Below are 22,701 nucleotides of genomic sequence, written 5' to 3' on the forward strand. Positions count from 1 at the left end.
TTCTGACGCAAAGGGATCCGACCCCGGACAGGTTCATGCCACCGCGTTGTAAGGCTCGATCCGCGCCAGCACCTCGGCCAGCTTCTCCTTGGTCATCGCCGCGTCGAAATCCGCCTGCAGTCCGATCCAGAACCTGTCGGACACGCCGAAGTAACGGGACAGCCGCAGTCCGGTATCTGCCGTTACGGCACGCTGGCCGTTAACAATCTCGCCGATGCGACGTTGCGAAACGCCAATTGCCTTGGCCAGGCGGTACTGGGTGATACCAAGCGGCTGCAGGAACTCATGCAGCAGGATCTCGCCGGGAGCGGGGTAGGGGGCGGTTCGCATGCGCGCGGCTCCTTCAGTGGTAATCGACAATCTCGACTTCGGCGGGGCCTTCTCGGGTCCAGACGAAGCACAGCCGGAACTGATCATTGATGCGGATGCTGTACTGGCCGCACCGGTTTCCGTGCAACGCCTCCAGTCGATTGGCCGGAGGTATGCGCAGATCCCGCAGATCGGCCGCAACGTTGAGCATCGCCAACTTGCGCAGAGCAGCGGCTTCGATGTGGCGCCACCTCGGTACGCGTTGGCCAACAAACAGCGCCTTCGTGCGTTTGCAGGCGAACGACTGGATCGGCATGATAGTAACGTTTGTCGATAGTATCGTAAGCCGTTAGTATCCGCCCAGCAAGCCTGACAGGTAATTCCCAAGCACGACGTCCGGTGACGCACTCGATGCGATCTGATGGCCGACCCCCGTTTTGCACTACATTGGTGCAATGTCCGACCCCGCACCCCCGCCGTCCCTCGATGCCCTCGGCACGCCTTTGGCCTGGGCCGGGGCCGATGGCCGCATCATCGGCTGCAACCCGGCCTTTGGCCGCTGGCTGGGCGTCAGTGGTCGCCGCCTGCTCGGCCAGCCGCTGGCCGCACTGGAAGTGCAGGGCGAAGCACTGGCCCACTTCCTGGCACGCGACGAGCGCGACAGCCTGCGCCTGCACCGGTTGGCGCTGGCGGTGCCTGGCGAGGCGCCGCGCTTCGCCGAGGGCTGGATGAGCCGCCGCGACGATGGCGGCTGGCTGCTGGAGGCGCATCCGGTCGATGAGTTCCCCGGGCTCGACCCGACCCAGGCCCTGCCCAGCGCGCTCAGCGCGGCGCTGAAGGGCCTGGCCCACGAACTGCGCAACCCGCTGGCCGGGCTGAAGGGCGCGGCCCAGCTGCTGGCCCGCCGCGCCGCCCAGCGCGACGCCAGCGAACGCGAACTGATCGAGCTGATCGGCTCGGAGATCGAGCGCCTCAATGGCCTGCTCGATCAGCTGCTATCGCCGGCCCCGGCGGCGCCGCACGCCGAACTGAACATCCATGCCGCGCTGGAGCGCGTGCTGCGGCTGGCCGAGAACGAGGCCGGCTGGGCGGTACGTCTGCAGCGCGACTACGACCCGAGCATTCCCGAATTCCACGGCGACGCCGACCGCCTCACCCAGGCGGTGTGGAACCTGGTGCGCAACGCGATCCAGGCCGGCGCCGGCAGCATCACCCTGCGCACCCGCGTCGAGCACGGCGTACGCATCGCCGAACAGCTGCACACGCTGGCCCTGCGCCTGGAAATCGCCGACGACGGCCGTGGCGTGCCCGAGGAACTGGCCGAGCATCTGTTCCTGCCCTTGGTCAGTGGTCGTGCCGAAGGCACTGGACTGGGGCTGGCGCTGGCGCAGCAGGTGGCGCGCGAGCATCGCGGCACGCTGACCTACCGCTCGCGCCCGGGACATACCGTGTTCACCCTGCTGCTGCCGATCGGTAGTGGCGCCGCAGCGGCCGAGGAGGCCTCGCGCGATGTCTGAGTCACCTACCTCCGCGCAGCGCATCTGGGTGGTCGACGACGACCGCGCCGTGCGCTTCGTGCTGTGCACCGCGCTGCGCGAGGCCGGCTACCCGGTTGTTGATTTCGACAGCGCCGCTCCCGCCCTGCAGGCGTTGAGCGAGGGCCCGCCGCCGGCGCTGCTGTTCACCGATGTACGCATGCCCGGCGACGATGGACTGGTGCTGCTGGACAAGCTCAAGGCCATGCTGCCGCAGCTGCCGGTGGTGGTGATGTCGGCCTATACCGATGTGGCCAGCACCGCCGGCGCGTTCCGCGGCGGTGCGCACGAGTTCCTGTCCAAGCCGTTCGATCTGGACGATGCGGTGGCGCTGGCGCAGCGGGTGCTGCCGGCCGTGGCGCCAGCGATGGCGGCGCCCACGCCCGACATCGAACGCCGCAGCGACCAGCCGCCACAGCTGGTGGGCGATACACCGCCGATGCGCGCGCTGTTCCGCGCCATCGGCCGCCTGGCACAGGCGCCGCTGGCGGTGCTGATCACCGGTGAAACCGGCACCGGCAAGGAGCTGGTGGCCCATGCACTGCATCGTGAATCGCCGCGCGCGCACGCGCCGTTCGTTGCGCTCAATACGGCGGCGATCCCGGCCGAACTGCTGGAAAGCGAACTGTTCGGCCACGAGGCGGGCGCCTTCACCGGCGCCCAGCGCCGCCACATCGGCCGCTTCGAACAGGCCGACGGCGGCACGCTGTTCCTCGACGAGATCGGCGACATGCCACTGCCGCTGCAGACCCGCCTGCTGCGCGTGCTGGCGCAGGGCGAATTCTTCCGCGTCGGTGGCCGCGAGCTGATCCGGGTCGATGTGCGCGTGGTCGCCGCCACCCACCAGGACCTGGAAGGGCTGGTCGCACAAGGAAGGTTCCGTGCCGACCTGTTGCACCGCCTGGACGTGGTGCGCCTGCAGCTGCCGCCGCTGCGCGAGCGCCGCGAGGACATCGCGCAGCTGGCCAGCACCTTCCTTGCCGCCGCTGCGCGCAGGCTGGACACACCGCCCAAACGGCTGACCGCGGCCGCGCTGCAGGCGCTGCGCGAACACGACTGGCCCGGCAATGTGCGCGAGCTGGAGAACGTGTGCTGGCGGATGGCCGCGCTGGCCGCGGCCGACACCATCGGCGTGGCCGATGTCGATACCGCACTGAACCGGGCGCGCAGTCGCCGCGGCAGCACCGCCGGTGCCGATCCGGCCCAGTGGGAGGCACTGCTGGCGGAATGGGCGCGGCGGCAGCTGGCCGAAGGCGCCGAGGGGCTGCACGCCCAGGTGCGCGAGCGGGTCGATCACGCGCTGCTCGAGGCCGCGCTGCAGATTACCCATGGCCGCCGTGCCGAAGCCGCGGCCCGGCTGGGGCTGGGCCGCAACACGCTTACCCGCAAGCTGGGTGCCGGGCGTCGCCGCGGGGGCCATTGAACGGTCCCTGCACGCGATCCTCGCACCCGCTTGCCGAACTGTTGATCGTTCATGGACGATGCAACGCTTAGTGTCACCTGCAAGGAGTCGTCGATGCGCCTGTCTGTTGCCATCCTGCCGCTGTCCGCCGCTGCGCTGTTGTCTGCCTGTGGCAGCGCACCGAAGACGCCGCAGCCCACCCCACCGCCCGCCACCGTGGTCAGCACCGCGCAGCAGGCCGAAGCCAACCTCGCCCCGGCCTCGGCCAGCATCGTCAGCGGGCGCCTGGTGCTGAAGCCGGAAAGCGGCGGCGTGCATCTCACCGGCCTGGTCGGCGGCCTGCAGCCGATGCAGCAGGCCGGGTTCCACATCCACGAACGCGGCGACTGCAGCGCGGTGGATGCCAGCAGTGCCGGCAACCATTTCAATCCCGCTGGCGTCGCGCACGGTCGCGCCGGCAGCGGCAAGCACCACCTGGGCGACATCGACAACCTGCAGGCCAACGCCCAGGGCCGCGCCAACGTCGATGTCCATCTGAAGGGCGTTACCCTTGGCGGAGGCGCCGCCACCGATATCGCCGGACGTGCACTGGTCGTGCATGCCCGGGCCGACGACTATCGCAGCCAGCCCGCCGGCAATGCCGGCGTCCGCATCGCCTGCGGCGTGATCCGGGTGACCCGCTGATCGCTACCGGCATTTCCCAAGGAGAGATTCCATGCGTCTGATCCACACTTCGCTGTTTGCGGCCATCGCCGCGCTGGGCCTGGCGGCCTGCAACCAGCAGCCGGCCGCGCCGGCGGCGGAAACCCCGACCACGCCCCCGGCCGAAGCTGCTGCCGCGCCGGCGGAACCGGCGGCGGCCACTCCCCCGGCCGCCGATACCTCGGCCACCGCCGAACTGGCCCCGACCCAGGGCAACCAGACCAAGGGCAGCGTCACCTTCAAGGTCGTCGACGGCAAGGTGCACGTGACCGGCCAGATCACCGGCCTCAAGCCGGGCAGCGAGCACGGCTTCCATATCCACGAGAAGGGCGACTGCAGTGCGCCGGACGGCATGAGCGCCGGCGGTCACTTCAACCCGGGCAAGCAGGACCACGGCAGCGTAGCCGCCGACCCGCACCACGGCGGCGACATGCCCAACATCAAGGCCGACGACAAGGGTGTTGCCACCATCGATGGTCCGGTGTCGAGCAACGTCAACATCGGCAAGGGGGATGACTTCGACATCATCGGCCGCGGCCTGATCGTCCACGCCGACCCGGACGACTACACGACCCAGCCGACCGGCAACGCGGGAGCGCGCCTGGCCTGCGCAGTCATCCAGAAGGCCCCGTAAGAAAAAGAAGAACGCCGGCGCAAGCCGGCGTTTTTCCTCGCGGTAGCGCCGGGCCATGCCCGGCGACATGCGTACGGAATTCAGCGCGCCAACAGCGCGCGCGCGTCCTGCCCGGCCTCGCAGTGCACGAACAGCACCGGCACGCCATGCGCTTCCAGCACCGCGGCCATCTGCCGCTGGCGCATCAGGAACTGCTCGTAGATGCCCTGCAGGCGGTCGCAGTCGCCGGTGCCGTGGTTGTAGTACGCGCACCAGCCGGCCGGATCGAACAGCGCCATGCGCGCCTCGCCCTGCGTGTAGCGCAGCAGCGGCTCGGGCGCCGCGTCCAGCCATTCATCCTGGCCCGGGGCCAGGATCGCGGTTTCGATCAACGGCCACAGCGCCGCCAGGCCCTGGTTGTCGTACTGCATCGACATCATCGCGGCCAGATCGTTCACGGTGAAATAGCGCGCGTGCTCGACCCGGGCACCGAAGTTGTTCTGCGCCATCAATGCGGTATCCGCATGCGCCATGCCATTGGCCAGCAACACCTCTTCCAGCGCATCGGCCACGGCCGAGATGGTGGCCGCGTCGCTGCCGGTCAGCAGGAACGGCACCACCCGCAGGCCCCCGCCCACCAGACCCGGGTCGGCCTGGAACGGCAACGGCACATCGCCGTCAGCGCCGGCCCCGAACGCCAGCAGGCGCGGCCCCTGGTTGCGGCCGGGCGCGCGCATCTGCAGTTCTTCCAGGCGGCGATGGATCGGCCAGCCCGGGCGCAGTACTTCGGCCGGGTCGAAATGGGCGGCGGCGAACACCAGGTCCAGCTCGGCCACCTGCGGCACCAGCTTGGCCAGATCGCGGCCGACACGCTCGGCCAGTTCGCCGGCATGTTCAGCGCTGAGCACCGCCTGGCGGGGGGTTTCACCGCCGGCCAGTTCCAGGGCCAGCACGCCAAGGGCATTCATCGCAGGGTCGGGTTTGCTCATGGTTCCACGGTTGGCCCATCACAGGGCGGCAGCTACACTTGGCCCCATTATGCCTGCTCTGTCGTGCAGGCCATGTTGCAGACACCCTCATCCATGCCAGGTATCTCCATGCCCAACGCTCGTCCCGTCGCCATCCTCGGTGGCGTCCGCATTCCGTTCTGCCGCCAGAACACCGCGTATTCGGATGTCGGCAACCTCGGCATGTCGGTGCGGACACTGGGCGCACTGGTCGAGCGCTTCGGCCTGCATGGCCAGCAGCTGGGCGAAGTGGCGATGGGTGCGGTCATCAAGCACTCCAGCGACTGGAACCTGGGCCGCGAAGCCACGCTGTCCTCCGGCCTGTCGCCGCTGACCCCGGGCATCACCCTGCAGCGCGCGTGTGGCACCTCGCTGGACAGCATCATCACCGTGGCCAACAAGATTGCGCTGGGCCAGATCGAATCGGGCATCGGCGGCGGCTCGGACACCACCTCCGACGTGCCGATCGTGTATGGCAAGAAGCTGCGCGCGCGCCTGCTGGCGGCCAACCGCGCCAAGAGCACCGGCGACAAGATCCGCGCGCTCACCGCCGGCTTCAAGTTCGCCGAGCTCAAGCCGGAATTCCCAGGCGTGGCCGAGCCGCGCACCGGCAAGAGCATGGGCGACCACTGCGAGGACATGGCCAAGGAATGGAACATCTCCCGTGATTCGCAGGACGAATGGGCGGTGTCGTCGCACAGGAAGCTGGCCGCCGCCTACGAGCGCGGCTTCTTCAACGACCTGATCGCACCGTTCCGCGGCGTCGAGCGCGACAACATCCTGCGTCCGGATACCTCGCTGGAAAAGCTGGCCACGCTGAAGCCTGCCTTCGACAAGGTCTCCGGCCGCGGCACGCTGACCGCCGCCAACTCCACGCCGCTGACCGACGGTGCCGCTGCGGTGCTGCTGGCCAGCGAAGAGTGGGCGCGTGCGCACGGCCATGAGCCGCAGGCCTACCTGCGCGACGCGCACGTGTCGGCGGTGGACTTCGTGCATGGCGAAGGCCTGTTGATGGCACCGACCGTCGCCGTGCCGGAGATGCTCAAGCGCAACGGCCTGACCCTGCAGGACTTCGACATCTACGAGATCCACGAAGCCTTCGCCGCGCAGGTGCTGTGCACCCTGCGTGCCTGGGAGAGCGAGGATTACTGCCGCAACCGTCTGGGCCTGGACGCGCCGATGGGGCGCATCGACCCGGACAAGATCAACCTGCTGGGTTCGTCGCTGGCCACCGGCCACCCGTTCGCCGCCACCGGCGCCCGCGTGATCGCCACGGCGGCCAAGCAGCTGGCCGAACGCGGCGGCGGCCGCGCGCTGGTATCGATCTGCACCGCCGGCGGCATGGGCGTGGTGGCGATCGTCGAACGCTGATCCGCACCGCGCACCCCACATGAAAACGCCGCCCGATGGGCGGCGTTTTCGTTGTTGCTGCGGTGGGTGCCGGCCGTTGGCCGGCACGCTGCAGGGTCACGGCAACCGCGGGTTGCCGAACGCGTCGCGCTCTTCGTTGGCGTCGTACACCGGCGGCTGCGGCGCGGTCAGCTGCTCCTCCACCGTGGCGCGCAGCGGCGCATCGGTGCCGCGCACCAGTGCGACGCTGTCTTCGCCACGCTGCAGGCGCAGCGCATTGGCCAGGCACTGCGCGGCCAGCGCGGGCTCGCCGCGCTGCGCGAAGGCTTCGCCGAGCGCTTCCCACGCCGGTGCACCGGCGCCGGCAGCAATGGCCTCATGCAGGAAGGCGTCGGCGGCATCCCACTGCTGTTGTGCCAGTGCGACACGGCCCTGCGCCAGACGCAGTGCCGCCGAATCATCGTGCACGTTGCGCCAGCGCTGCAGATTGGCCTGGCGGGTCGCCAGCCGCTCGACCGGCAGCCGCCCATACAGCGCCACCAGTTCGTCGTCCCAGCGGTGGTCGAGCGCCTGCTCGAGCGCCAGCAACGCCGGTTCGTCCCAGTCCAGGGCGACCGCGCGGGTCGCGTAGGCGGCCACCACGTCCGGGGTCGGACGCAGTGCCTTCGGCGTGGCTTCCCACTGTGCGGCCAAGGCGTTGACGTCGGCAGCTTCCAGCAGCGCCTGCGCGGCCAGCCGGGCTTCCAGCTCGCTGCTGGAATCGGCCGGCAGCACTTTGCTCTGGCGCAGCGCGCCCAGCTGGCCGTACGCCTCATGCGCGCGGCCGGCGCGCGCCAGGGCTTCGGTGCGCAGCCACAGACCGCGCGGCGGCAGCGGTTGGATCGCGGCCACGTCCAGCGCGTTGATCGCATCCACCGGCAGGTCGTTGGCCAGCAGCTGTTCGGCGCGAAGCAGCGCATGCAGGGTCGCATCGCTTTCGCCCAGCCGCTGCAGCAGCGCCTCGCCACCGGCGACGTCGGCGCGCGCCTGTGCGCTGCGCACCGCGTTGGCCAGGGCCACTGCGCTGACTTCCGTATCCTTGGCGGCACCGTCCAGCAGCTTCTCCGCTCGCTGCCACTGGCCATGCTCGTAGGCCTGCAGACCGTCGATCAGGCGCACCCGGCCCTGCTTGCGGCGGTACCGGCCCCAGGCACGGAACGGGGCGGCGATCAGGCTCCACAGCAGCCACAGCACCAGCACGCCGATCACCGTCAGCAGCGCCACCTTGGGCAGGTTGCTGTGATAGTCATAGCCGGCATAACGCAGGGTCACTTCGCCGTAGCGGTTCAGGTCATCGGTGCCGAGCCATTGCGCGGCAACCACGCCGATGGCCACGGCCAGCAACAGCACGACCAGGGATTGCAGGGGTTTCATAGGGGCTTACCTCCGGTCGGTCTGGGTACGCAGTTGTTGCAGGGTGCTGCCGAGCACCGTGTTGTCGGCGTGCAGCGGCAGCTTGCGCAGGGCATCGAGTTCAGCACGTTGTGCGCGCAGGTCCGGTGAATCCGGCCAGCGCCGCTGCGCCCAGTGGTCGATGCGGTTCAGCGCGGCGTCACGCCCACTGCCATCGCCGCGCTCGATCGCCGCGCGGGCCAGGGTCAGTTCCAGCTGCAACGCGGTGTCGAGGGTGGTGCGCTCGGCAGCGGTCAGTGGACCGTTCAGGCGGCTCGGGGTGATATCCACGAACGGCGCCAGCGCAGCCTGCCACCACGGCCTGGCCGTGGCCGCCGGCGCCTGCGCGATCTGCGCGGGCAGCCCCTGCAGTGCCTTGTCCAGCGCATCCAGGCGCTGCAGCGCGTGCGCCCGCGGGCCGGCGCCCAGCGCATCCAGCGCATCGCGCTCCTGCACCAGCGCCTGGCGCAGGTTCAGGCCGTCGCTGTCGGGCAGCTCGGCCAGCGCCGCGGCGGCCTGTGCATACAGGCGGCGCGCGCCGTCCACGTCGTCGGCGAAGGCCAACCGTTGCGCTGCCTGGGTCAGCAGCAGCTCGGCCTCATCACGCTGCACGGCCTGGCGGCCCTGGTTGGCGCTGTCGGCCAATCTGGCGAGATTCTCCTCGAGCAGGGCGCTGCGCTGCGACAGGCCCAGCATTTCATCGCGCAGCACCCGGTTGGTGGCCGCCGCATCCTGCAGCCGCTGGCTGGTGGCGCGCTGGTCCCGGCGCAGTGCCTCCACCGTGGCCTCCAGTCCCTTCAGCTGCACCGCCGTGGTCTGCGCCTGGGCCTGCTGGTCGCTCTGCTGTTGCTGCCAGTAGCGCCAGCCGGCGTAGCCGCCCGCGCCCAGCACCGCAAGCACGGCAAGCGGCAGCAGCCAACGCGGCGGTCGACGGGACGGGGCAGGGGGCAGGGCATCGTTCATCGGGCTTCCTTGTCGCCAGCAACGCCGGGTGGGTCCGGCAGGCAGCGTTGTGCACAGCATCACTGTTGGCGGCGGCACCGGCAAGCCAGGGTCGGGTGCCTGTTCAGGTCGCTGCGGGGCCGGTGAGCGTGGCGTGTGCAGCGGCGATCAGCTGGGCGTTGCCCGGGCCGGCGCTGCGCACCACGCGGCCCAGGCCCAGCGCCTGCGCCTGGGCGCCCAGACGGTCGCTGGCGACCACGGCGGTCGCCTCCGTCGCCATGCGGTGCTGCCACGCTGCCGGCAGCTGTTGCCAGAACCGCTGCAAGGCCTCGCCACTGCTGACAGCCAACAGCCACGGCGCGGCGGAATGGGCCAAACGCGCCAAGGTGCGGCGCGACAAACGCAGGGGCACCCGTCGATAGACATCTGCGCGGATGACCCGCGCGCCGGCAGCGTCCAGTTCAGCGGCGATCAGGCCACGGCCGCCGGGGGCGGTCACCAGTCCGATTCGCAGGCCCTGCACGCCTGCAAGCACCGGCAGCGCCAACAACCCTTCACTGTCCATCCGCTGCGGCGCATGCACCTGGTCCACGCCCTCGGCCCGCAGCGCGCGGGCCGTGCCTTCGCCCACGGTCAGCCAGGGGCTGCGCTGCGCCGCGGCCAGCGGCAGCAGGCTGGCCGCCGCGGCCACGGCCGCCGGGCTGGTGAATATCACCCGGTCAGCGTCCAGTGCCTGCAGCAGATGCTGGCGTGCGGCGCTGCCCTGCGCCCGCTGCAGCCGCCAGGGCGACAGCGCGACGGTGGTACCGCCCAGTTCAGCGACCGCGCGGCGCAATGCCGCGTGCTGCCCCTGCGGGCGCAGCGAGATCAGGGTCCAGCCAGTGGGTATCGTATGGTTGGCCATTGCCGTCATTATGCGGGCCCTTCGTTGTCGTGGTTGCTGCTCTGATGGCTGTTGATGCCCTGACCTCTTCGTTGGCCGCCCTGCAGGACGTGCTGGACTGCATGCCCGCGGTCCGCGCGATGCAGATCCGCCTGGATGGCTATGCCGATGGCGTGCTGCGCATCACCGCGCCGCTGGCCGCCAACGTCAACGACAAGGGCAATGCCTTCGGTGGCAGCCTGGCCTCGGTGCTGACCCTGTCCGGCTGGGCGCTGGTCAGCCTGCGTCTGCGCCTGGCCGGCCACGACGCCGAGGTCTATGTGGCCGACAGCAATCTGCGCTACCTGGCCCCGGTCTACGAGGACCTGCATGCCCACGCCGAGGCGGCCGAAAGCAGCGCGTGGGACACCTTCCTGGCCACCTTCCGCCAGCGTGGCAAGGCCCGCATCAGCATCGTGGCCCGCCAGCCGGCGGCCGATGGCAAGGCCGCCGCCGAATTCAGCGGTCGCTTCGTTGCCTTCGCCAAAGGGTAGGATGGCAGGCTGACGCCCTGCGGAAACCACCGATGCGCCGCCTCTTCCAGACCCTCCTGTGTTCCCTGCTGCTGCTCGGCGTTGCCGTCGCTGCCGGCGCCGACGATCTCTCCCGCAAGCAGCGCAAGATGCTGGAAGAGACCCAGATCGCCTATGGGGCCACCATCCGCTGGGGCAGCATGGACGATGCCATTGCCTATCTGGACCCGCAGCTGCGCAAGGCAAAGCCGCCGACCGAGTTCGAGCTCAACCGCTACGCCCAGCTGCGGGTGTCGTCCTATCGCGAGCGCAGCACCGCCGCGCTGGACGGCGGGCAGGTCGAGCGCCGGGTCGAGATCGGGGTGATCAACCAGAACACCCAGGCCGAGCGCACCGTGGTGGTCACCGAGCGCTGGCGCTGGGATCCGGAGGCCAAGCGCTGGTGGCAGAGCGCGGGCCTGCCCGACCTGTGGCAGGGGCAGTGACGGGCCACGGCCGGCTTGTGCGACAATCGGCGCCCGCTAATCGACCCGTGACCTGAGTGAATTACGAAGAGTTGCTGGCCTTCGCAGGCCGAAACCCGATGCTGTCTGCGGCCCTGGTCGGCCTGACCGTGGCCCTCATCGTCACCGAAATCCGCCGCCTGTTCCGGGGCTTCAAGGGCATCAAGCCGGCCGAACTGACCCAGCTGATCAACGCGGGCGGCACGGTGGTGGTCGATCTGTCGCCCAGCGGTGACTTCGAAAAGGGCCACATCGCCGGCAGCCGCAATGCCCAGGCCAGCGCGTTCGGGCCGGAACACAAGCTGGTGGCCAACGCCAGGCAGGCCCCGGTGGTACTGGTGTGCCGCAGCGGCAACGCGTCGGAGACCGCCGCCAAGGCGCTGAAGAAGGCCGGTTTCGAAAAGGTCTTCGTGCTCGACGGTGGCATCCCGGCGTGGCAGCAGGCCGACCTGCCGCTGGTCAAGGGCCGCAACTGATCGCAGGCGGTGGCGGATGTGGCCTTGTTTGAGCCCGCCGCCGCCCCCATCGCAGTAATTCGACCATCGTTTTCATTGCATTCACTGGAGTTCCTGGAAATGTCCGAAGAGACCACCAACGGCGCCGTTGCGCCGGCCGATGCCGCCACCGGCCCCGCGTTCACCGTCGAGAAGATCTACGTCAAGGACGTTTCCTTCGAGTCGCCGAATGCACCGACCATCTTCAACGACCAGGTGCAGCCGGAGCTGCAGCTGAACCTGAACCAGCAGGTCCAGCGCCTGGGCGAGAACGCCTTCGAAGTCGTGCTGGCCGTGACCCTGACCTGCCAGGCCGGTGAGCGCACCGCCTACGTGGCCGAAGTGAAGCAGGCCGGCGTGTTCGGTCTGGTCGGCCTGGACCCGCAGTCCATCGACGTGCTGCTCGGCACCCAGTGCCCGAACATCCTGTTCCCGTACGTGCGCCAGCTGGTCAGCGACCTGATCCAGGCCGGCGGCTTCCCGCCGTTCTTCCTGCAGCCGATCAACTTCGAAGGCCTGTACGCAGAGACCCTGCGCCAGCGCCAGGAGCAGGGCGACGCACCGTCGCTGGCTGACTCCGAGCCGGCTGGCAACGCCTGATCCCTGCCGCGACGTCACGGATGAGCACTACCGCTGACAAGATCGCCGTGCTCGGCGCCGGTTCCTGGGGAACCGCGCTGGCCACGCTGCTCGCCCGGCACGGTCGCCAGACCGTGCTGTGGGGGCGCGATGCCGCCGTGGTCGACGCCATCGATCAGCGCCACGAGAACCCGCGTTACCTGCCGGGCATACCGCTGCCCGAATCGCTGCGGGCCACTACCGACCTCGCGTCGGCAGTGGAAGGCGCGGCCTGGATCCTGGTGGTGACGCCCTCGCACGCGTTCAATGAAACCGTGCGCGCGCTGGCGCCACTGCGCCCGGCCGGCGCTGGCGTGGCCTGGGCCACCAAGGGCTTCCAGCCCGGTTCCGGTCGCTTCCTGCATGAAGTGGCGCGCGAGATCCTGGGTGACGATGTGCCGCTGGCCGTGGTCACCGGGCCCTCGTTCGCCAAGGAAGTCACGCTGGGCCTGCCGACGGCGATCACCGTGCATGGCGACGTGCCCGAGTTCGCGCAGACGGTGGCCGAAGCGATGCACGGCCCGGCGTTCCGCGCCTACACCGGCGACGACATGGTCGGCGCCGAGCTGGGCGGTGCGATGAAGAACGTGCTGGCGGTCGCCACCGGCGTCGCCGATGGCATGCAGCTGGGCCTCAACGCCCGCGCTGGCCTGATCACCCGCGGCCTCAACGAGATGCTGCGCCTGGCCGCTGCGATCGGCGCCAAGCCGGAAACGCTGATGGGCCTGGCCGGCCTGGGTGATCTGGTGCTGACCTGCACCGGCGACCTGTCGCGCAACCGCCGCCTGGGCCTGGCCCTGGGCCGTGGCCAGTCGCTGCAGGATGCCGTGCGCGAAATCGGCCAGGTAGTCGAGTCGGTGCAGACCGCCGACGAAGTGATGCGACAGGCGCGCCGTCATGGCATCGACCTGCCGATCTCTGACCGCGTGCGCGCCGTGCTGCACGGTGAGCAGACCCCGGAAGAAGGCCTGCGTGCACTGCTGGCACGCGAACAGAAGCCGGAGTACCCGGACACGCTGTTCAAGTGAATCGAAAAGCCCCGGCCCCGTGCCGGGGTTTTTTCTGGCAGCGCCGGCCCATGCCGCGGAGCGTCGTCACCGCGCCCGCGGCGGTGCGTTGCTGTTGTCCATGTCCGAGAAGATCAACCACGGCCCACCGTCGGCGCGCTTCAGTGTCAGCGTGAACTTGCCGGTGTCGCCCACGTTGTCGCCGTAGCTGTACGCACCAATGATGTAGCCGGTGTGCCCCTCCGCCGAGTAGGCCAGAGCCCGCAGCCGCAGCGGGCTGCCACCCTGTCCGGCATACGCCGCCTCGATCGCGCTGCGGCCGCGTAGCGGTGGCCGGTTGCTCTGCAGGATGAAGCCATCGGCTGCGAACAACGCGGCGAGCGCCGTGGCGTCACCCTTGCGCCACGCCTGCTCGTAGTCGCGGAGCACGCGCTCCAGCGGCGCCGGCAGGGATGCAGCGGGAAGCGGCGGCGCCGGCTTCGCGCCTTCCGCATCGTGGGCGAGGGCCGGCCTTGCCAGCAGCAGGGCACAACAGGCGATCACGGTGAGTCCAACAGCGCGCATGCATCCAGCTCCGGGTGATGATGGAACGTCGTGAATGCATTCTGCCGCAGCGTGAGCACACTGCGCGGCCTCACCCCTCTGGGCGCAGGCGCGTACTGATCTGCGCGGTCATCGCCAGGCACGCCATCATCAGCCCTTCCACCACCCGGTCACCGGGGTGATCGTGTAGCGGACCGTCCCGGCGGATGCGTTCGGCGGCCAGCAGCATTTCCAGGCCCACGCGCAGCCCGGCCAGCGCGCATTCGGCGTCTGCCAGCGCCTGCTGTCGGCCAGGCATCAACTGGCGCTCCGGCCAGGGCTGGCCGTCGGCCGCCGCGCCCTGGCCGATGCGGCGCAGGGTGGCAACGAAGGCACTGGGCAGTTCGGCGGTGTCGGCCGTGGCCGCCGGCTCGCCGCTGGCGGCAGCGCGGTGCGGGTGCAGGCGGGGGAACTCGGGGGTGGTCATGGCGGGGCTCCGTGCAGGACGAACGGTGGCCGCCACACAAAGGTGGCGGGCGGAGACGTGGCTCGAAAACCGGGGCTTCTGCAGAACCGGCAGGCACAAGGCCTCCACGCTCCGCCCGCCATGGCCGGCAGACGGATTGCCAGCCGGCGCCACGTGAAGTGACGCCGGCTGGCAAGCGTAATCAAGCAGAAGCACGGGTTTTCGAGGCCCGGCCACCGGTAGGCTGGTGGCCCATCCTGTCTACCCGCGCAACGCCGCTGCGCCCATCAGACAAGTTGCAATCGCAGCGCCGTGCACCGCACCCACGCAGTGTCCCATGCCGCCCAACCCCGGCCGGCCGTAGTGACGCAGGCGAGCGCAGCGCGTGGTCGATATGCGACAGCGGTTCTGATCGCGCTTCCCGCCCCGGTGCCATCTGGGGCCAGTTGCGACAGCTCCACGGTGCTAGGCTGGGCACCAAGCGCTGCACCTTCCTCCACGTTGTTCCGATACGGGCCTGACCCATGACGGATGCCACAACGACGCCCGCCCCCGAGCTGTTCGCGGCACTGCGCAGCCTGCTGCGCGATGCCGCCGGTTCATTGCAGGTAGTGCACGACACGTCCTCGCATTTCTACGCCAACGCCCCCCACCCGGATGCCAAGGGCAAGCCGCAGTTCTTCGGTGCCGTGAAGGTGTCCGGGCGCAAGCACGCCTTCCACTTCATGCCGGTCTACGAATTTCCCGAGTTGCTGGCCGACATCAGCCCGGCGTTGAAGAAGCGCATGCAGGGCAGATCCTGCTTCAACTTCGAGCGCTGGGATCCGGTGCTGATGGATGAGCTGGCGCGGTTGGTCGCGCAGGGCACGACCCGTTACCGCGCGCTGGGCCGGCTCTAGGTCGCTCTGGCCGAACGGCACGGCCGCAGTCAGCGTTGGCGCAGCGGGCCGCCGTCAACAGACCCCGGCCACCCCGACATCGTTCACCCCGCAGCGCCGTTTGGTGGCTTCAGGACTCGCGGGTACATCACCGCCGAGTTCCCTGAACGGCAACTTCATTCATGTACCGGTCAGTACAATATTCAGGGTCGATTTCACCAGCAAACGGATAATTCACACCTGTCGAACGCCCCTCTTCCCTCCCCTCCCGAGGGGCGTTCGACGAAACCAAAATAATGAAAGGTGTGTCCCGATGATCAAGAATTCGCTGCTTGCCCTGGGTCTGCTGGCTGCCCTGCCGTTCGCGGCATCGGCGGCAGATGGCCTGTCGTACAACTACGTTGAAGGCGGCTATGTGAACACCGATGCCAAGGGCGGCGACGCCGACGGCTGGGGCGTGAAGGGCTCGGTCGCCGTGCACCCGAACTTCCACATCTTCGGCGACTACAGCGCGCAGGAGACCGACACGTTCAAGAACGATGTCGACCAGTGGCGCATCGGTGCCGGCTACAACTACGGCATCGCACCCAACACCGATCTGGTGGCGCGCGTGGCGTACCAGAAGTTCGACATGAAGCACGGCCTGGACTTCAACGGCTACTCCACCGAAGTCGGCGTGCGCACCGCGTTCAACCCGTACCTGGAGGGCTACGCCCTGGCCGGTTACGAGGATTACAGCAAGAAGCACGGCATCAACCCGGACGGCGAGTTCTACGGCCGCGTCGGCGCCACCGCCAAGTTCAACCAGAACTGGGGCGTGAGTGGCGAAGTGAAGCTGGCCAAGGCCGGCGACCGCGAGTGGTTCGTGGGCCCGCGTTTCAGCTGGTAAGACATCGCTCTGTCGTTAGTGCGTGTAAATGGCGTGTGACCTCTCTCCCACCCGCCATCCGAAGCCCGGCCTCGCGCCGGGCTTCTTTTTTTTCTGCGATCAATCGCGCTGGAGGATGCGCCTGCGGGAACCGGACTGAGAACCGCTCCGTCCACTGCAGGAGCGTTCCGCTATGATCGCCGCACATCGCGCCGCGCGATGCGCCCGCCTCAAGCCCGCAGGAACCGTCGTGAACTCCCAGCCCGCACCTATCACCGCGCTCAACCACACGCTCGACAACGAACCGCAGCAGATCACCGCGCCGTTGACCCATTCGGCGGCGTTCCTGGTGTTGACGGTGAAGGACGATGCGGCATCGCTGGCGAAGGTGCGCGAGGTGCTGGGCAGTACCGACGACCTGATCAAGAACACCGCCATCCGCGACATCGAGCGCACCTTCACCTGCAACGTGGCCATCGGCCACCGCGTCTGGCAATCGCTGGTCGGCAGCACGCCGCCGCGCGAGCTGGCCCCGTTCCGCGAGATCAAGGGCGCGACCCACACCGCCGTGTCCACGCCCGGTGACCTGCTGTACCACATCCGTGCACGCACCCAGGATCTGATCGTGGCGTTCGAGCGTAACCTGCTGATGGCCTTTGGCGATGCGGTGGAGACGGTCGATGAGGTGGCCGGCTTCCGCTACTTCGATGGCCGCGACCTGCTCGACTTCGTCGATGGCACCGCCAACCCGGAAGGACTGGCGCTGCCGGAAGCCACGATCGTGGGCGAGGAAGATCCCGCGCATGCCGGCGGCAGCTACGTGGTGGTGCAGAAGTACCTGCACAACCTCGACGCGTGGCGCGCGCAGAAGACCGAGGCGCAGGAGGCGATCATCGGCCGGACCAAGCACGACAACATCGAGCTGGATGATGCGCCGGCCGATGCGCAGAAATCGCACAAGACCCTGTGCACCATCGAAGACGCCGACGGCGAGCACGAGATCCTGCGCGACAACATGCCGTTCGCCAATCCGGGCCGTGGTGAGTACGGCACCTACTTCATCGGCTACACCCGCCGCCTGTGGGTGATCGAGCAGATGCTCGAGCGCATGTTCATCGGCAATCCCGCGCCGCTGCACGACCGCATCCTCGATTTCTCCACCGCCACCACCGGCGTGACTTTCTTCGCGCCTGCGCGCAAGGTGCTGGCCGACCTGGGCGGGTAGCTCCCCACGCGCTGCATCGACGGGGCGTGGAGAGCGCGCGGAGCAGCCACGCCGGGTGCGGCGCCAGCGCCCGCCATCTGCCTGTCATCTAGGGCGCCCACCATGGCGCGCTGGATGGGAGTGCAGGAGGCAGGCGATGGCCAGGACCGGGAACAGGAGCGGCGCACGTCGCTGGTGGCGGCCGCTGGCCGCCATGTTCGGGGCGTTGGCACTGGGGAGTGCCAGCGTTTCCGCGCAGGACGCCCCTGCGCACTGGATGGCCTATGCCGCCGCCGTGGGCGGTCAACTGCAGCAGCGCCTGCAGCAGGAGCAGGACCCGCAGGCGCAGCGCGTGCTGGAATGGCTGCAGGCACACCCGGACACGCCGACGCCGTTGCCGGTGAGCGTGTGGATCGGGGTGGACGGTCGCATCTCGAAGCTGGAGTTCGTCAGCCTGGGCGACGCGCAGGTCGACGCCGACCTGCGCGCGACGTTGCAGGCCGCGCCGTTGCAGGCAGCACCGCCGGCCGACATGCGCCAGCCGCTAAGGCTGGGCCTGGTGCTGGCGCCCCGGTAGATCGGCGTCCCGCGCAGGCGGCGCTGCGGCATTCGCCGGGCATGATGGCCCGGCGCTACCGGGCGTGGGCCGCCTGCGGTTCGCGCGCGGCCGCACGCCAGGCGCGCAGGCCGAACACGGCCAGGCCGAGGAAGAACACGTACAGCGCGGCGGTCACGTGCAGCGACTTGAACAGGTAGGCGCCGACATACACCACGTCCACTGCGATCCACACCCACCAGCAGGCCGCGTGCCGGCGTGCCTGCCACCACTGCCCGACCAGGCTCAGCCCGGTCAGCAGGGCATCAAGCCAAGGCAGCGCGGCGTCGGTGAAGCTGTGCATGACCGCACCCAGGGCCAGACCACCACTCACGCCGATGGCAAGGTCGCGCAGCAGCGTGCCGCGCGCCAGTGGCACGATGCGGATGCTGCCTTCTTCGGCCGCATGCTGGCGCCAGTTCAACCAGCCATAGACCAGGAAGCCGCCGAAGATCACCTGCAGCAGGGTGTCCGAGTACAGCTTGGCTTCGGCGAACACCAGCCCGTACAGCGTCACCGACAGCAGGCCCACCGGCCACGCGACCAGCCGGCGCCGGGCCATCAGCCAGACGCCGAGGATGCTGCACAGCGCGGCGCTCCACTCGAGCATTGCCCCGCTCACAGCGCGAACGTCACCGACAGGCGGGCCTGTCGCGGTGCGCCGGGGAACAGGTAGTAGTCACCGCCGCTGCTGCCGGTATCGCGCCAGTAGAAGCGGTTGAACACGTTGTCCACCGACAGGTTCCAGGTCACCGCACGGTCGTGCAGGCGATGCCGGAAGCGCAGGCCGGCATCGAACACCGAGTAGTCCGGGGCGCGCACGCCACCGTCGGCGCGTGCCACGTTGGCGCCGGCATAGCGCCAGCCACCGGTCACGTCCAGGCCCTGCACGAACGGCAGCGCGTAGGCCAGGTGCACGCTGGCGCGCACCTTCGGCACGTTCACCAGCTGATGGCCTTCCTGGGTGGGCGTGCCGGTATCGCGTGCGCGCGCCTGCAGCACGCTGGCGCTGGCCACGATCTGCAGCGCGTCCGTCAGCTGGCCGTTGGCGGTCAGCTCCAGGCCGCTGTGGGTCTGCGTGCCTTCTTCGACAAAGGTGTAGCCGACATCGCTGCTGTCTGGCTTGGCGTACTGGTAGGGCTGCGAGATGCGGAACACCGCCGCCCCCAGGGTCAGCGCCTCGACCGGCACGTACTTCACGCCCACTTCCAGCTGCCGCGACTGCACCGACGGCAGGAAGGTATCGGCGTTGCTGGTCCAGAACGGCGCTTCCTGGCCCAGCGAAATGCCGCGCACGTAGCTGGCGTAGGCATTGAGCTGGTCGGTCGCCTTCCACACCACGGCGGTCTGCGGCAGGAAGCGCGACAGGCGGCTGTGCCGCTGCGGGGTGCCGCGCTTGTCGTAGGCACGTTCGTCCAGGCGCACGAAGCGGCCACCGGCCAGCCACTGCCAATCGTCGCCGAAGCTGATCCGGTCCAGTGCGAACACGGCGGTCTGACGGCTGTCCAGGCGCCGCGCGGACAGGCCCGGCATCAGCGGCGACGGCGCGAACACTGGCACCTGTGCATCGTGGATGTTGCTGGTGCCGACGTACTCGTTGACGCTGGGGCGCTTGTCGACGGTGCGGCGGAAGTAGTCGGCACCGACGGTCAGCTGGTGGCCGACACTGCCGGTCTGGAAGCGGCCGCGCAGCTCGGCGCGTGCCTGCTGGTTGCGCCGGGTGTCGTCCGGGCTGCGGTAGTCGTAGACATCGTAGTCGCCATTGGGCGCGAAGTAGTTGCCCGGTACGCTGCCATCGGCGCACTGCGTGGCGTAGTAGCAGCCATAGGCGAAGGCCACGTTGTCATCGATCACCGAACGGCTGTGGCCGACCGACACGCGCGACTGCCAGGCGTCGTTGAAGTCGTAGGTGTGCAGCGCGGTGATGTTGGTGCTGGCGATATCCACCGGGCGCTGCCACGGCTGGAAGCCGAGCAGGAATTCGCGGTCGACGCCGCGCGGAAGATCGCGTGCGCCGAGCAGCTGGTAGCCGGAGACCGAGCGCTGCGAACTGGTCTGGTAATTGGCATCCACCTCCAGCTTGCCGCGCTCGCCGATCAGCCAGTCGGCGGCCAGCGAATAGAAGTTGCGGCGGCCATCGGCATGCTCGACGTAGGAATCGGACGCATCCCATGCAGCGTTCAGGCGCACGCCGAAGCGCGGGGTGATCCAGTGGCCGACATCGACTGCGGCATAGCGCGAGCCTTCCGAATCGGTGCCCAGGGTGACCGTGCGCACCTCGGCCGGCCGCTTGCCGATGTAGTTGATGATGCCACCGGGTGCCATCACCCCGGCCGCCAGGCCGGCTTCACCCTTGAGGATCTCCACCGCCTGCACGTTCTCCAGCGCCAGCCGCTGCTCGCCGGCGATGGACAGGCCGTTGAAGCGGTAGCCGGTGGCGGTGTCCAGCGCGAAGCCGCGGATGGCGATGTTCTGGTAGTAGCCGACCGGCGCATAGGCATCGCCCAGCGAGGCGTCATTGCTGGCCAGCTCGGACAGCGAGCGTACCTGGCGACGGTCCAGGTAATCGCGTTCAAGCACGTTCACCGACGCCGGGGTGTCCTTCCACGATCCGCCACCGAAGGCATTGACGCGCGACGTATCGGCAGCCGGCCTGCCGGCCTGCACGCGCACGGCGGCCAGCTCGGTGGGCGTGCGCGGGGTGTCGGCGGTACTGCTGTCGAGGTCGCTGGCATGCAACGGCAGAGCGGCGCAGAGGGCGGCAGCGAGCAGGGTGGGGCGCAGGGAACGGTTCATTCGATTCGTCTTCAGACAACAAGGGAGACGAAGCGACGGCGCGCAGCTGCACCGGCCCGGAACGGGGGTGTGGCTGTGGCTCAAAGCTCCCTACGCCGGTGCAAACCGGATCAGGTTCCAAGGGACTCTCTCAGCCTGGCAGATCCAGGCACCCCCGCTTCAGGTGACCATTTCACTACAAATGGTACGGATTTGCGAGCCGGCACCCTTCAGGCGACGCCTGGCGTCGATCCGCCGCGCGCCCCGCGCAGTCCGCGGCGCCGGATTCACGCCGCCGCGTGCAGCGCCTGCAGCAGCGCCTGTCCCGGCGCGGTGCGGAACCAGGCCGCATGGCCGAGCATGAACGGCTGCCAGGCCACATCCGCATTGGCGGTCGAGCCGGTGATGCCCTCGAAGTACTCCACTTCGGACAGTGCGAAGTCGAAGTGCACGATCGGCAGCAGGTCGGCCAGCAGGTGCACGCGCGCGGACGACAGCGGCAGCACCTGGCGGTAGCCGTCCAGCAGGGCCAATGCCACGTCGATGCGCACCGCATCGGCGCCGCGCTCCAGTTCCAGCCACGCCACCGCGTTGCGTTCGATCGCGGTGGCAAGGTCGAACACTGCGCTGGTGGGAGAGGCCAGCCCGAAATCCAGCACGCTGCTGACCGTGCCGTGCTGCCAGAGCAGGTTGGAGACATGCCAGTCGTTGTGGGCCCACAGCCGTGGCTCGTCGCGCAGGCGTGCGGCCAGGCCGCTGTGCCACGGCAGCACATCGCGCCGCAGCTGCGCTTCCCAGGGGATGCGCGCCAGATAGCGGGCCAGGCCCGGCCGCTGGCCGAGGTCGGCCTTCAGCGCGGCGATGGGATCGTCGGCACGGATCAGGTCATCGCGTGCCACCAGCAGATGGGTGCTGCGCTGCGGCGCGCGATGGCCGGACGCCGCGCGGTGCAGGCGGGCCAGCATGGCCCCGGCCGCGCGCGCCTGCCCGGTGTCGGTCAGCAGGGTCCACGAGGCGGCATCGCGGTACAGATCGTCACCGGCAGCCAGCGCGTGCAGCTCGTAGGTCCACGGCCCGTGTTCGATCGTGGTGTGGCCGCTGCGGGCGGCCAGCACCGAGGCCACCGGCAGGCCCGCCGCCGCCAGGTGCGCGATGAAACGATGCTCTTCTTCCAGGACAGCCGCGCTGCGCACGCTGCGGTGGTGGCGCTTGAGGAACAGCAGGCCCTGCACGCCATCGACCAGGGCGGCGGCAGACAACGGCCGCGGGCTGTGCCAGCGCGGCTGGGCGTTCATGGCCAGCTGCGGGAACTGCGCCCGCAGCGCGGCGATGTCGGCCGCGACGATGGGCGGCCAGTCGGCGGCGACCTCGTCGTTGTTGAGGCCCTGCACGCGATGAAGGGAAGAAGTCATGCCACGGCCGCTGGTTGCCAAGGAACATCCGAGGCTGCGCATTCAACGCCATGCGCGGCACAGACGCAAACGGGCGGGTCATGGACCCGCCCGCCCGGGCTGCTGCGCGCGCTGTGCGCCTTACCAGCCGCGATGGCGGCCGCGATCGTGGTAGTAGCGGCGATCGTGGTCGCGCTGCCAGCGCCGGTCGTATCCGCGATCGTAGCCGTAGCCGCGGTGGTAGCCACGGTCGTAGCGACGGTCATAGCGACGGTCATAGCGACGGTCGTAGCGCCCGTCATAGCGGCGGTCGTGGCGGTCGGACGTGGTCAGGTTGCCGATGGCGCCGCCGGCAACGGCGCCACCCACGGTGGCCGCCGGGTCGCCGTTGGAGATCAGGTGGCCCGCCACGCCGCCGACGACGGCACCGACCACGGTGCGCTTGTCCTTCCTCGACATCGCGCTGGCATCGCTGACCACGGCCATGCCGGCAAGCAGTGCCAGGGCCATCGCCAGTCCACGGAAGCTGGGTGCGGAAGTGCTGAGCATGTTGGGTTCTCCTGTGAGGTGCATGCCACGGTGGGCAGGGAGGGCGCGGGGCGCCCCGGCTGCCGTGGGTTCCACGCTGGGATCCGGACATTGCCGGAACATTGCGTGGGCGCCCGTGCGGCGTGCGCATTCATCTAGCGGCAGG

At 69.3% G+C, this 22,701-nt stretch carries 26 protein-coding genes and 1 riboswitch; of the genes, 14 read left to right on the top strand and 12 right to left on the bottom strand.

The genetic code is table 11. From position 1 onward, the window contains the following. Positions 1 to 33: 33 nt before the first annotated feature. Both Q5Z10_RS00730 and Q5Z10_RS00735 read right to left on the bottom strand, forming a co-directional pair. A complete protein-coding gene (locus Q5Z10_RS00730) occupies positions 34 to 330 on the bottom strand; it encodes a HigA family addiction module antitoxin (RefSeq protein ID WP_303637455.1) in 297 nt (98 codons plus the stop codon). 13 nt (positions 331 to 343) lie between these two features. Then, positions 344 to 625: a type II toxin-antitoxin system RelE/ParE family toxin gene (locus Q5Z10_RS00735; protein WP_303637456.1), complete on the bottom strand. Its 282-nt coding sequence runs from the start codon at positions 623 to 625 to the stop codon at positions 344 to 346. Between the two features lie 139 nt (positions 626 to 764). Between Q5Z10_RS00735 and Q5Z10_RS00740 the strand changes: the two genes are divergently transcribed. The 4 genes from Q5Z10_RS00740 (at position 765) to Q5Z10_RS00755 (ending at position 4,582) form a co-directional block, all read left to right on the top strand. Further along, positions 765 to 1,826 carry a two-component system sensor histidine kinase NtrB gene (locus Q5Z10_RS00740; RefSeq protein WP_303637457.1) on the top strand — a complete coding sequence of 354 codons (1,062 nt, stop codon included), beginning with the start codon at positions 765 to 767 and terminating at the stop codon, positions 1,824 to 1,826. After that, complete coding sequence (ntrC, locus tag Q5Z10_RS00745) at positions 1,819 to 3,267, top strand: nitrogen regulation protein NR(I) (protein WP_303637458.1); 1,449 nt, start codon at positions 1,819 to 1,821, stop codon at positions 3,265 to 3,267. Before Q5Z10_RS00740 ends, ntrC begins: the two co-directional genes overlap by 8 nt. Positions 3,268 to 3,360: 93 nt before the next feature. After that, positions 3,361 to 3,930 (top strand): superoxide dismutase family protein, encoded by a 570-nt coding sequence (locus Q5Z10_RS00750; protein WP_303637459.1) that lies wholly within the window; start codon positions 3,361 to 3,363, stop codon positions 3,928 to 3,930. Between the two features lie 31 nt (positions 3,931 to 3,961). Next, entirely contained in the window at positions 3,962 to 4,582 is a 621-nt protein-coding gene (locus Q5Z10_RS00755) for a superoxide dismutase family protein (RefSeq protein WP_303637460.1), read from the top strand. An 80-nt stretch (positions 4,583 to 4,662) separates the two neighbouring features. Here Q5Z10_RS00755 and Q5Z10_RS00760 read toward each other — a convergent pair whose 3' ends face one another. Further along, positions 4,663 to 5,550 carry a hypothetical protein gene (locus Q5Z10_RS00760; protein WP_303637461.1) on the bottom strand — a complete coding sequence of 296 codons (888 nt, stop codon included), beginning with the start codon at positions 5,548 to 5,550 and terminating at the stop codon, positions 4,663 to 4,665. Between the two features lie 93 nt (positions 5,551 to 5,643). Between Q5Z10_RS00760 and Q5Z10_RS00765 the strand changes: the two genes are divergently transcribed. After that, positions 5,644 to 6,939 (top strand): acetyl-CoA C-acetyltransferase, encoded by a 1,296-nt coding sequence (locus tag Q5Z10_RS00765; protein ID WP_303637462.1) that lies wholly within the window; start codon positions 5,644 to 5,646, stop codon positions 6,937 to 6,939. Positions 6,940 to 7,035: 96 nt separating this feature from the next. On the opposite strand, the gene Q5Z10_RS00770 is transcribed toward Q5Z10_RS00765, so the two are convergent. The 3 genes from Q5Z10_RS00770 to Q5Z10_RS00780 all read right to left on the bottom strand — a co-directional run bounded on the left by Q5Z10_RS00770 (position 7,036) and on the right by Q5Z10_RS00780 (position 10,204). Beyond that, entirely contained in the window at positions 7,036 to 8,331 is a 1,296-nt protein-coding gene (locus Q5Z10_RS00770) for a heme biosynthesis HemY N-terminal domain-containing protein (protein ID WP_303637463.1), read from the bottom strand. A 6-nt stretch (positions 8,332 to 8,337) separates the two neighbouring features. Continuing rightward, positions 8,338 to 9,312: a uroporphyrinogen-III C-methyltransferase gene (locus Q5Z10_RS00775; protein ID WP_303637464.1), complete on the bottom strand. Its 975-nt coding sequence runs from the start codon at positions 9,310 to 9,312 to the stop codon at positions 8,338 to 8,340. A 103-nt stretch (positions 9,313 to 9,415) separates the two neighbouring features. Then, positions 9,416 to 10,204 carry a uroporphyrinogen-III synthase gene (locus Q5Z10_RS00780; RefSeq protein ID WP_303637465.1) on the bottom strand — a complete coding sequence of 263 codons (789 nt, stop codon included), beginning with the start codon at positions 10,202 to 10,204 and terminating at the stop codon, positions 9,416 to 9,418. 35 nt (positions 10,205 to 10,239) lie between these two features. On the opposite strand from Q5Z10_RS00780, the gene Q5Z10_RS00785 reads away from it, so the two are divergent. The 5 genes from Q5Z10_RS00785 (at position 10,240) to Q5Z10_RS00805 (ending at position 13,329) form a co-directional block, all read left to right on the top strand. After that, positions 10,240 to 10,707: a YiiD C-terminal domain-containing protein gene (locus tag Q5Z10_RS00785; protein WP_303637466.1), complete on the top strand. Its 468-nt coding sequence runs from the start codon at positions 10,240 to 10,242 to the stop codon at positions 10,705 to 10,707. Positions 10,708 to 10,739: 32 nt separating this feature from the next. After that, the gene (locus tag Q5Z10_RS00790; protein WP_303637467.1) at positions 10,740 to 11,171 is read left to right on the top strand and encodes a hypothetical protein; all 432 of its coding nucleotides are present in this window, start codon (positions 10,740 to 10,742) and stop codon (positions 11,169 to 11,171) included. Between the two features lie 56 nt (positions 11,172 to 11,227). Beyond that, positions 11,228 to 11,665, top strand: coding sequence for a rhodanese-like domain-containing protein (locus tag Q5Z10_RS00795; protein WP_303637468.1), 438 nt, complete (start codon positions 11,228 to 11,230; stop codon positions 11,663 to 11,665). 99 nt (positions 11,666 to 11,764) lie between these two features. After that, positions 11,765 to 12,283 (top strand): protein-export chaperone SecB, encoded by a 519-nt coding sequence (secB, locus tag Q5Z10_RS00800; RefSeq protein WP_046985370.1) that lies wholly within the window; start codon positions 11,765 to 11,767, stop codon positions 12,281 to 12,283. A gap of 20 nt (positions 12,284 to 12,303) precedes the next feature. Beyond that, the gene (locus tag Q5Z10_RS00805) at positions 12,304 to 13,329 is read left to right on the top strand and encodes an NAD(P)H-dependent glycerol-3-phosphate dehydrogenase (protein ID WP_303637469.1); all 1,026 of its coding nucleotides are present in this window, start codon (positions 12,304 to 12,306) and stop codon (positions 13,327 to 13,329) included. Between the two features lie 66 nt (positions 13,330 to 13,395). On the opposite strand, the gene Q5Z10_RS00810 is transcribed toward Q5Z10_RS00805, so the two are convergent. Both Q5Z10_RS00810 and Q5Z10_RS00815 read right to left on the bottom strand, forming a co-directional pair. Continuing rightward, positions 13,396 to 13,872, bottom strand: a complete 477-nt coding sequence (locus tag Q5Z10_RS00810) for a YybH family protein (protein ID WP_303637470.1) — start codon at positions 13,870 to 13,872, stop codon at positions 13,396 to 13,398. 70 nt (positions 13,873 to 13,942) lie between these two features. After that, on the bottom strand, positions 13,943 to 14,317 hold the full coding sequence (locus Q5Z10_RS00815; protein WP_303637471.1) for a hypothetical protein: 375 nt from the start codon (positions 14,315 to 14,317) through the stop codon (positions 13,943 to 13,945). 503 nt (positions 14,318 to 14,820) lie between these two features. On the opposite strand from Q5Z10_RS00815, the gene Q5Z10_RS00820 reads away from it, so the two are divergent. From Q5Z10_RS00820 to Q5Z10_RS00835, 4 genes are all read left to right on the top strand, one after another. After that, the gene (locus Q5Z10_RS00820) at positions 14,821 to 15,195 is read left to right on the top strand and encodes a hypothetical protein (protein WP_303637472.1); all 375 of its coding nucleotides are present in this window, start codon (positions 14,821 to 14,823) and stop codon (positions 15,193 to 15,195) included. Positions 15,196 to 15,490: 295 nt separating this feature from the next. Then, positions 15,491 to 16,063, top strand: a complete 573-nt coding sequence (locus Q5Z10_RS00825; protein WP_303639242.1) for an OmpO family porin — start codon at positions 15,491 to 15,493, stop codon at positions 16,061 to 16,063. A gap of 229 nt (positions 16,064 to 16,292) precedes the next feature. Beyond that, entirely contained in the window at positions 16,293 to 17,267 is a 975-nt protein-coding gene (locus Q5Z10_RS00830; RefSeq protein ID WP_303637473.1) for a Dyp-type peroxidase, read from the top strand. A 136-nt stretch (positions 17,268 to 17,403) separates the two neighbouring features. Continuing rightward, positions 17,404 to 17,823: a hypothetical protein gene (locus Q5Z10_RS00835; protein WP_303637474.1), complete on the top strand. Its 420-nt coding sequence runs from the start codon at positions 17,404 to 17,406 to the stop codon at positions 17,821 to 17,823. Between the two features lie 55 nt (positions 17,824 to 17,878). Here the strand turns inward: Q5Z10_RS00835 and pnuC are convergent, their stop codons facing one another. The 4 genes from pnuC to Q5Z10_RS00855 all read right to left on the bottom strand — a co-directional run bounded on the left by pnuC (position 17,879) and on the right by Q5Z10_RS00855 (position 22,556). Continuing rightward, a complete protein-coding gene (pnuC, locus tag Q5Z10_RS00840; RefSeq protein ID WP_303637475.1) occupies positions 17,879 to 18,451 on the bottom strand; it encodes a nicotinamide riboside transporter PnuC in 573 nt (190 codons plus the stop codon). Between the two features lie 8 nt (positions 18,452 to 18,459). Further along, a complete protein-coding gene (locus Q5Z10_RS00845; protein WP_303637476.1) occupies positions 18,460 to 20,637 on the bottom strand; it encodes a TonB-dependent siderophore receptor in 2,178 nt (725 codons plus the stop codon). A gap of 70 nt (positions 20,638 to 20,707) precedes the next feature. Next, a riboswitch (TPP riboswitch) is annotated at positions 20,708 to 20,803 on the bottom strand. A gap of 100 nt (positions 20,804 to 20,903) precedes the next feature. Further along, positions 20,904 to 22,028, bottom strand: coding sequence for a phosphotransferase enzyme family protein (locus Q5Z10_RS00850; RefSeq protein ID WP_303637477.1), 1,125 nt, complete (start codon positions 22,026 to 22,028; stop codon positions 20,904 to 20,906). Positions 22,029 to 22,148: 120 nt separating this feature from the next. After that, positions 22,149 to 22,556: a glycine zipper 2TM domain-containing protein gene (locus Q5Z10_RS00855; RefSeq protein ID WP_303637478.1), complete on the bottom strand. Its 408-nt coding sequence runs from the start codon at positions 22,554 to 22,556 to the stop codon at positions 22,149 to 22,151. Positions 22,557 to 22,701: the final 145 nt, after the last annotated feature.

The organism is Stenotrophomonas sp. 704A1 (genome assembly GCF_030549525.1).
Lineage (GTDB): Bacteria > Pseudomonadota > Gammaproteobacteria > Xanthomonadales > Xanthomonadaceae > Stenotrophomonas > Stenotrophomonas tuberculopleuritidis.